The organism is Actinoalloteichus spitiensis RMV-1378 (genome assembly GCF_000239155.1).
GTDB classification, from domain to species: Bacteria; Actinomycetota; Actinomycetes; order Mycobacteriales; family Pseudonocardiaceae; genus Actinoalloteichus_B; species Actinoalloteichus_B spitiensis.
On sequence record NZ_AGVX02000482.1, the window covers coordinates 1 to 8,930 of the forward strand.

The following is an 8,930-nucleotide window of genomic DNA, read 5'->3' on the forward strand; positions in this document are numbered from 1 at the left end:
ACCGCCACCCCACTTCCCGGCCACCCCTCCCCCGCCCACGATCAGCGGGTCGTGCCCCACGCCCGCGAGCTGGCTCGCAGCGAACCCCTGCTCCCGGTGACCCGGGTCTCTCCATGCCCCTGCCCGCCGGTCGCCGGCGGCGTGCGATTCTGGCCGGTATGCGCATGGCCGACGACCCCGGGCACTCCGCGTCCGGTATGTCCGGAAAGACGATGCGGAGCCTGGAGTACGCCTCCGGGGAACTGGCCACCGCCAGCGTCACCGCCATGGAGCAGAAGCTTCCGTGGTTCCGACGGTTGCCCGCCGATCAACGCGCCAGCGTGCTCCTGATCACCCAGATCGGCGTGTCCGGTTTCCTCGAGTGGCTCCGCAGCCCCGACGCGGCCCTCCGGCTGAGCACCGAGGCGTTCCGCGCGGCCCCCCGCGACCTGTCCCGCTGGATGAGCCTGCGGCAGACCGTGGACCTGGTGCGCACCGCGATCGACACCTTCGAGAAGCGGTTGCCCGAGTTCGCGGGCAACGCCGAGGAGAAGGCCGTCCTCACCGACGCGATCCTCCGCTTCGGCCGCGAGATCGCCTTCTCCGCCGCGACCTCCTACGCGGCCGCCGCCGAGGCCAGGGGCGCCTGGGACGCCCGGCTGGAGGCGTTGATCGTGGACGGCATCGTCCGGGGCGACGCCGAGGAGTCCCTGCTCTCCCGCGCCTCCGCCCTGGGTTGGGACCAGCCCGTCGCGGCGACCGTGCTCGTCGGCAACCCGCCGTCCGCCGACCCGCAGGAGGTCCTCTACGAGGTGCGGAGCCGTGCGGCCCGGCTGGGACGCCCGGCGCTGCTGGGGGTGCAGGGCTCCCGCCTCGTCGTGGTCCTGGGTGGGACGGTCGACGAGGCCGACGCCGACGCGGTACTCCCCCGGATGAGCGAGGCGTTCGGTGAGGGCCCGGTGGTGGCCGGCCCCACGACGGACAGCCTCGCCGAGGCGCACCGGTCGGCGGACGACGCGCTGTCCGGGCTGCGCGCCGTGGTGGCCTGGCCCTCCGCTCCCCGGCCCGTCCGGTCGATCGAGCTGCTGCCAGAACGGGCCCTCGCCGGGGATCCGGAGGCCGAACGGCAGCTGGTCGAGCAGGTGATGTTGCCGCTGGTGGACAGCAGCGGAGGGCTCCTCGACACCGTGGAGGCGTACCTGGAGGTCGGTGGCGTGCTGGAGAGCTGCGCACGGGCGCTGTTCGTCCACCCGAACACGGTGCGCTACCGGCTCCGCCGCATCAGCGAGGTCACGGGCTACAACCCGGCGGACCCCCGCGACTCGCTCGTGCTCCAGGTCGCCTTGAAGGTGGGACGGCTGGCCCAGGCGCGGGGCCTGTGGTGACGCGCTGCCCCGTTCGCGGGCACCCGACCGACCGGGGCGCACGGACCACGAGCGGCTGACCCGGGTCCTCCGCTCGCCCCGACCAGCCCTCGGCCTGTCGGGTCACCACACCCCGGGAACGCCGGGCACACCCGGGATGAGCCGCCCGCGCCGGCCCCCGGCCACGCCACCAGCACCCGAGCCACCACACCGGGCAGCCGTGCCCCCACCGAACCCGCGCCGGTGGCCTGGGCCGCTGGGGACTGCCCCCGCCCGCCCGGGCCGCGCACCGACCACGAACCAGGACCCAGGGACAGAGGAGGCCTCCGGGACGGTGGACCCCGCGCCGCCGCGAGCCGGGACCAGGACGAGGCCAGGGTGGGCGCCGCCACCTCGGCCTCGGCCAGCTCCACACGTCGGCCAGCGGAAGCAGCTCGGCGTGCTGTTCCGCCACCCGGCCGCTGGTCAACGTCGAGGTGACGGTCGGTCGGGCCACCAACCACGCCAACGACCGGGCCGCGACCGGTACGCCCCGCGCCGCCGCGAGCCGGTCGAGCTCGGCCAGGACCCGCTCCCCCGTTCGTCGAGGTGGGCGAGCGCCGGGACGCACGCGGGCGGGCGTGCTCCCTCCCGGCGCCGGACCGGTACCGGCCGGTGAGCCCCCCAGGCAGGGAGGAGCAGGGGAACGCCGCCAGCCCCTCGCGCCGCGCCCCGGAACCCGAACGTCCCACCAGGTCGGAGTGCGGCTGGAGCGCCACGTACCGGGCCAGTCCCGCCCCGTCGGAGACCCGCAGGGCCTCCGACGGCCGGTCCGCCGCGCGGTCGGACTCGGTGATGCCGCGCCTTGCCGGCCCGGACGAGGTCGTCGGAGGCGGTCAGCGTCCCCTCCAGCCGCGTCTCCCCCGTCGTCGACGTACGCGCAGCGGAGGTCGATCAGCTCGGTGCCCGACCGGCGGAGCGAGTCCTCCGCCGCCGTGCGGATGTTCGCCGGGGGCCGGCCGGGCCGTCGCGACCGCCTGCCCACCTTCGTGGCGATGACCGGTCGTCGCGGTTTCCCCGGGTCGCATCCAGTCGCCGAGGACCCGCTCCGGCCCACCCCCGTCGTGCCCGGGAAGCCACGCCGAGCACACGTCGGCGGTGTGGACGAAGGTGCCGCCGGCCGTCATGTGGGCGTCGAGCACCTCGGCCGACCGCCGCCCGTCGGCCGTCCAGCCGAACACGTTGCCTTGCCGCCCGAGTTCGGCGGTCGGCGGGTTCCCGGGGCGTCCGGTCGCGGCCGCCCGGAACGGGAACCGCCGGCAGCCGGGCGGACGGCGCACGGCCGGGGACCAGCGGGGGTTCCCCGGCGGTGGGCGACGGCGGCCCTGCCTGTGGTGAGGCCGGCGGCCGGCGCCCGGGCGAGGTCCTGGTCCGAACGAGCGCCAGCGGGACACCCCGGAGGGTGACCCCCGTCACCCCTGGGTCACCTCTCCTGGCTCCCCGGCCAGGGAGGACTAAGGGGTTGTAGGGATTCCACAACATCGCGGGACGGACTTCGTCTCCCCCGACATCCCAGCGGTCCCGGCGTGCCGTGTTCAGTGAACGGCGTGATCGCGCTTCTCGCTCCGGGACAGGGCTCCCAGGCCCCCGGCATGCTCTCGCCGTGGCTGGAACTGGACGGTGCCCGTGACCGGATCGAGGCATGGTCGGAGGCGACCAGCCTCGACCTCGTCCGCCTGGGCACGGAAGCGGACGCCGACGAGATCAGGGACACGGCCATCACCCAGCCGCTGATCGTGGCACTGTCGCTGCTGGCGCTGGAGGAGCTGCGGCGCCGCGTCGACCTGCCGTCCGGGGTGCCCGTCGCCGGCCACTCGGTGGGCGAGCTCGCGGCGGCCGCCGCCGCCGGGGTGCTGTCCCCCGAGGCCGCGGTGGAGCTGGCCGCGGTGCGGGGCCGCGAGATGGCCGGTGCGTGCGCGCTGGAACCCACCGGGATGTCCGCCGTGCTCGGCGGAGACCGCGACGAGGTCCTCTCCGCGCTGGCGGAACTCAGCCTGGACGCGGCGAACCACAACGCCACCGGCCAGATCGTCGCCGCCGGCAGGATCTCCGCGTTGCAGGAACTCGCCTCCGAACCACCCTCAGGAGCCCGGGTGCGCCCGCTGGCCGTGGCCGGGGCCTTCCACACCCGCTACATGGCCCCCGCCGAGGAGGCCCTGCGGCTCCGGGTGGAGTCCCTGCCGGTGTCCGACCCGGTGAACCCCCTGCTGTCGAACTCCGACGGTCGGCCAGTAGAGAGCGGCGCGGACATGATGTCCCGGCTCGTCGCGCAGGTAACCCGCCCGGTCGACTGGTACTCGTGCATGGCCACGCTGGTGGACCTGGGAGTGACGGCGGTGGTGGAGCTGCCACCGGCCGGCACGCTCGCCGGGCTGGTCAAGCGGGAACACAAGCTCCCCACCCTGCCGTTGAAGACGCCGGACCACCTGGACCGGGTGGCCGCGTTCATCCACGACCATCACACCGACCCCTCTGGTGGTAACGCGTGACCAAACAACGTCCACGGCTGAGTCTGCGCACCGGACCGGTCGGCACCCGCATCCTCGGATTCGGCAGCAGCACCGGGAACCGCGTCGTCACCAACCACGACCTGACGAAGCGGCTCGACACCTCAGACGAGTGGATCCGCGAACGGGTCGGCATCGTCAGCAGGAAGCTGGCGGACCCGGACCAGTCGCTGGTGACGATGGCGATCGAGGCGGGTTCCAAGGCGATCGCCGACGCCGGCCTGTCGCCCACCGACGTCGACGCCGTCGTCTTCGCGACCTGCACGATGCCCGGTCCGATCCCGAACGCCGCCGCCCAGACCGCCGACGCGATCGGCATCAGGGCCGGAGCGGCCTTCGACCTGAACGCGGCCTGCGCCGGCTTCAGCTACGCCTTGAACACGGCCTCCGACCTCGTCCGCGGCGGCTCCGCCCGCCGCGTGCTGGTCATCGGAGCCGAGCGGTTCACCGACTGGGTGGACTGGGACGACCGCGCGAACGCCATCATCTTCGCCGACGGCGCGGGAGCGGCCGTGGTGGGACCGGCGGACGAGCCGATGATCGGACCGGTCTCCTGGGGTAGCGCCGGAGACCTGGCGCACCTGATCTACCTGCGTGAGGGCCGGTACATCTTCCAGGAGGGGCAGTCGGTGTTCCGGTGGGCCACCACCCAGGTGGCGCCGGTCGCCGAACGCGCCGTCGAGGCGGCGGGGATCCAGCTGTCCGACATCGACGCGCTGATCCCGCACCAGGCGAACGCGCGCATCGTCGACGCGATCGCCAAGCGCCTCCGGTCCAAGGGCGCGCGGGAGGACATGGTCGTGGCCAAGGACATCCAGCACACGGGCAACACCTCCGCCGCCTCCATCCCCATCGCGATCGATCACATGCGTTCCGCGGGGGAACTGAGCAAGGGCGACGTCATGTTGCTCGTCGGCTTCGGCGCGGGCCTGTCCTACGCCAGCCAGGTGGTGGTCTGCCCGTGACGCGGGTTCCACCGGCTCACCGGCCGGTCCACGCTCGGTGAGCCGCGTCGGGGCGCACCGCCCCGTTCTCCGTGCGGGTCACCGCACACCACGGACAGCCAGGTCGGGCCATCCCAGCGCCCGACCAGCGGAACAGTAACCAGGAAGGACAACGCCAGTGGCGAACGAGGACATCCAGAAGGGTCTCGTCGACATCCTCGTCGAGGTTGCGGGTGTGGAGGCCGACGACGTCGACTTGGACAAGTCGTTCGTCGACGACCTGGACGTCGACTCGCTGTCGATGGTCGAGGTCGCCGTCCAGGCCGAGGACAAGTTCGGCGTGAAGATCCCGGACGACGAGCTGGCCAACCTGAAGACCGTCGGCGATGCGGTGAACTACATCGCCAGCAACGCATGACCTCTCCCGAGGTGGTCGTGACCGGGCTCGGCGCGACGACCCCGCTCGGCGGGGACGTCGCGTCGACCTGGGACGCCCTGCTTGCCGGCCGCAGCGGGGTGGGACCCATCAACGCGGACTGGCCGGAGCGGTTCGACCTGCCCGTTCGGATCGCGGCCTCGCTGGCCGTCGAGCCGACCGACGTGCTGGCCAGGGTGGAGGCCCGCCGCTGGGACCGCTGTGAGCAGGTGGCCGTCGTCGCCGCCCGCGAGGCGTGGTCCGACGCCGGCGCCCCGGAGCTGGACCCCGAACGCCTCGGAGTGGTCGTGGGCACGGGGATCGGCGGGGCCAGCACCCTGCTGGCGCAGGACGACCTGCTGGAGACGGCGGGGCTGCGCAAGGTGTCCCCGCTGACCGTCCCGATGCTCATGCCGAACGGCCCGGCCGCCTGGGTCGGCCTGGAGCTCGGCTCCAAGGGCGGCGTGCACGCGCCGGTGTCCGCCTGCGCCTCGGGCGCCGAGGCCATCGCCTGGGCGTACCGGATGCTCGCGGCCGGCGAGGTGGACGTCGTCGTCGCCGGCGGTGCCGAGGCCGTGATCACGGCGCTGCCCGTCGCCGGCTTCGCCCAGGCGCGGACGATGAGCACCCGCAACGACGAGCCGGAGCGGGCGTCGCGGCCCTTCGACACCGGCCGTGACGGGTTCGTGCTCGGTGAGGGCGCCGGGATGCTGGTCCTCGAACGGGCCGAGTTCGCCGCCGCCAGGGGCGCGAAGGTCTACGGGCGGCTGGCCGGCATCGGCACCAGCGCCGACGCCCACCACATCACCGGTCCGGAACCCACGGGCGAGGGCGCGGCCAGGGCGATCCGCAAGGCGATCCGCACCGCCGGTCTCAGCCCCGAGGACGTGGGGCACGTCAACGCCCACGCGACCTCCACCCCGGTCGGCGACGTGGCCGAAGCCGCCGCGATCCGGACGGCGATCGGTGAACACCCCGTGGTCACCGCTCCGAAGTCCGCGCTCGGGCACATGTTGGGCGCGGCGGGTGCGGTCGAGGCGATCGTGACCGTGCTGTCGCTGCACCACGAGGTCATTCCCCAGACGCTCAACCTCGAGGACCTCGACCCCAAGGTCCAGCTCGACGTCGTGGCCGACGAACCGAGGAAGGCGGGCCTGACGGCCGCCGTGAACGACTCCTTCGGGTTCGGCGGGCACAACGTGGCACTCGCGTTCACCCCGTGATCACCCGTCGTGCCGGGGCGTCGCGCCCGGGCACCTGTCGCGAGGAGATTCGATGACCGCCCTGGCAGCCCGTCCGGAGCCCGCGGGTCCCACCGCTGACTCCGACCCGAGGGACCCGGAACTGCGGTTGTCGCAGCTCCTCGACGCCGGCACGCTGACGCCGATCACGACCCGCGACGCCAGCGGGGTGTTCACCGCGCGGGGCCGGATCGACGGGGTCGACGTGATCACCTACTGCACCGACGCGGCCAGGATGGGCGGCGCCATGGGCACCGAGGGGTGCCAGCGCATCGTGGACGCCATCGACACCGCGCTCCAGGAGGAGTGCCCCGTCATCGGGCTGTGGCACTCCGGCGGAGCACGGTTGGCGGAGGGTGTCGAGGCCCTCGACGCCGTCGGACAGGTGTTCGCGGCGATGATCCGCGCCTCCGGCAGGGTGCCGCAGATCTCGGTCGTGCTCGGCCCGGCGGCGGGTGGCGCCGCCTACGGCCCCGCCCTGACCGACGTGGTGATCATGGCGCCGGCCGGACGCGTGTTCGTGACCGGCCCGGACGTGGTCCGCAGCGTGACCGGCGAGCGGATCGACATGGAGGCGCTCGGCGGTCCCGAGGCGCACGGGAAGAAGTCCGGCGTGGTGCACGTCGTCGCGGCCGACGAGCCGGACGCCTACCGGCGTGCCCGGCGCCTGACCAGCCTGTTCTCCCGCCCCGGGGTCCACGACCCGGAGAGCGTGCGGGACGAGGCCGACCTGCGGTCGCTGCTGCCCGAGCAGGCGAAGCGGGCCTACGACGTGCGTCCCCTGGTCCGGGCCATCCTCGACACCGAGGAGAACGACGAAGGTGCCCCCGGCACCTCCTTCGAGGAGCTCCAGCCGAAGTGGGCTCCCAACATCGTCGTCGGCCTGGGCCGCCTGGGCCGGCGGACGGTCGGTGTCATCGCCAACAACCCGTTGCGGCGGGGCGGGTGCCTGGACTCGCTGAGCGCGGAGAAGGCGTCCCGTTTCGTGCGGATGTGCGACTCGTTCGGCATCCCGCTGCTGGTGCTGGTCGACGTGCCCGGCTACCTCCCCGGCGTGGGCCAGGAGTGGGACGGCGTGGTGCGGCGCGGCGCGAAGCTCCTGCACGCCTTCGGGGAGGCCGTGGTCCCCCGGGTGACGCTGGTGACCCGGAAGGCCTACGGCGGCGCCTACATCGCGATGAACGCCCGGTCGCTGGGCGCCAACACGGTGTTCGCCTGGCCGGAGGCCGAGGTCGCCGTGATGGGGGCCAAGGCCGCCGTGGGCATCCTCCACCGCAAGGCGCTGGCCGCCGCGGCGGAGGAGGACCGCGAGGAGCTGCACGAGCGCCTCGCGGTGGAGCACGAGCGGATCGCCGGCGGAGTGAACCGCGCGATGGCGATCGGGGTCGTCGACGAGGTGATCGAACCCTCGCAGACCCGACGCCGGGTCGCCGAGGCGTTGGCGGCGGCACCCGTCGCCCGTGGCCGGCACGGGAACATCCCGCTCTGACCGCCGCACGGGGTCCACTGGTCCCGGTATCGGTACCACCGTGCCGGTGACCGTCCTTCCCGTGGGTAGCTGGGTGGGCGGCGCTCGGGTTCCGCCCGGTGCCCGCCCGCCCGCGTGGCATCCCGGACGCGGGCGGCACGGTGGTGCCGGAGGCTCGGGGTGACCACCACACCCGATCGGGCGCGGCCTTCCGGGGCCACCGCGATCCCCCAGGGGCCCATTCCCTTCCCCACCTGGTACGGCACTCCGGCCCCCGGGCGCTGCTCAGCCGCAGGCGCCGGGACTCGAACTCCCCGGGCGACCGCTGTCCAGTCGCAGCGTGCCGCCCTCCACGACCAGCGGGTACACCACCCGCCAGTGGACGCACTCGGCCGGCATCTCGGGCGGTGCGTCGGCGAGGTCCTGGCCGCTGACGAAGGTCATCAGGATCCGCAGGCTGTCCTCGGGGCCCTGTTCGACGCGGTGCACGACGACGTGGTCGTCCCGGGTCGACCGGTACCTGCTCAACCAGTCCTCCTCGGAGGTGTCCCGCACTCGGCGTTCCACCACCGTCGTCGCCCAGGCGGCGTAGTCGCGGGCGTTGATCGCCTCGAAGTGGGCACGGACGAGAGCGAGGATCGCCTCGTGGTCCGGGTGCGCACGCGCATCGGGGGTCAGCTCAACCCGGACCGGGCCCTCCGGTGCGGGGGGTTCGACCGGCGAGGTGACCCCAGCCGCGGGTGGCTCACCCTCGTCCTCCGCCGCGTACCAGCTCCGCCCGAGCGCGCCCACCAGCGCGCCGAGCACCACGGCGACCGCCGTGAGCGACACGATCAGCAGGGGAAAGCCGCTGGTCCTCGGGCCGGCTGACTGTCTGGGTACCACCGGGAAAGGGTGTCACACGGGGCGGGCGCCCCGTCCGGACGTGTCGCCATCCCGGGGCCGGGCCTCCGCCGGGCCGCCGGGTCGCCGG

Annotated in this window: 7 protein-coding genes; 6 read left to right on the forward strand and 1 reads right to left on the reverse strand. The window is 73.9% G+C overall.

What is annotated here, in order from left to right:
* The first annotated feature begins 164 nt into the window (after window positions 1–164).
* From ACTIDRAF_RS0219780 to ACTIDRAF_RS0219810, 6 genes are all read left to right on the forward strand, one after another.
* Window positions 165–1,364 (forward strand): PucR family transcriptional regulator, encoded by a 1,200-nt coding sequence (locus tag ACTIDRAF_RS0219780; protein ID WP_016700456.1) that lies wholly within the window; start codon window positions 165–167, stop codon window positions 1,362–1,364.
* 1,610 nt (window positions 1,365–2,974) lie between these two features.
* The gene (locus ACTIDRAF_RS0219790; protein WP_425359129.1) at window positions 2,975–3,871 is read left to right on the forward strand and encodes an ACP S-malonyltransferase; all 897 of its coding nucleotides are present in this window, start codon (window positions 2,975–2,977) and stop codon (window positions 3,869–3,871) included.
* A complete protein-coding gene (locus ACTIDRAF_RS0219795) occupies window positions 3,868–4,854 on the forward strand; it encodes a beta-ketoacyl-ACP synthase III (protein ID WP_016700458.1) in 987 nt (328 codons plus the stop codon). The genes ACTIDRAF_RS0219790 and ACTIDRAF_RS0219795 overlap by 4 nt, the downstream gene beginning before the upstream one ends.
* A gap of 157 nt (window positions 4,855–5,011) precedes the next feature.
* On the forward strand, window positions 5,012–5,251 hold the full coding sequence (locus ACTIDRAF_RS0219800; RefSeq protein ID WP_016700459.1) for an acyl carrier protein: 240 nt from the start codon (window positions 5,012–5,014) through the stop codon (window positions 5,249–5,251).
* Window positions 5,248–6,471 carry a beta-ketoacyl-ACP synthase II gene (fabF, locus tag ACTIDRAF_RS0219805; RefSeq protein ID WP_016700460.1) on the forward strand — a complete coding sequence of 408 codons (1,224 nt, stop codon included), beginning with the start codon at window positions 5,248–5,250 and terminating at the stop codon, window positions 6,469–6,471. Before ACTIDRAF_RS0219800 ends, fabF begins: the two co-directional genes overlap by 4 nt.
* Before the next feature lie 52 nt (window positions 6,472–6,523).
* Entirely contained in the window at window positions 6,524–7,978 is a 1,455-nt protein-coding gene (locus ACTIDRAF_RS0219810) for an acyl-CoA carboxylase subunit beta (protein WP_016700461.1), read from the forward strand.
* A gap of 264 nt (window positions 7,979–8,242) precedes the next feature.
* Here the strand turns inward: ACTIDRAF_RS0219810 and ACTIDRAF_RS29980 are convergent, their stop codons facing one another.
* A complete protein-coding gene (locus tag ACTIDRAF_RS29980; protein WP_157163159.1) occupies window positions 8,243–8,842 on the reverse strand; it encodes a hypothetical protein in 600 nt (199 codons plus the stop codon).
* Window positions 8,843–8,930 lie beyond the last annotated feature (88 nt).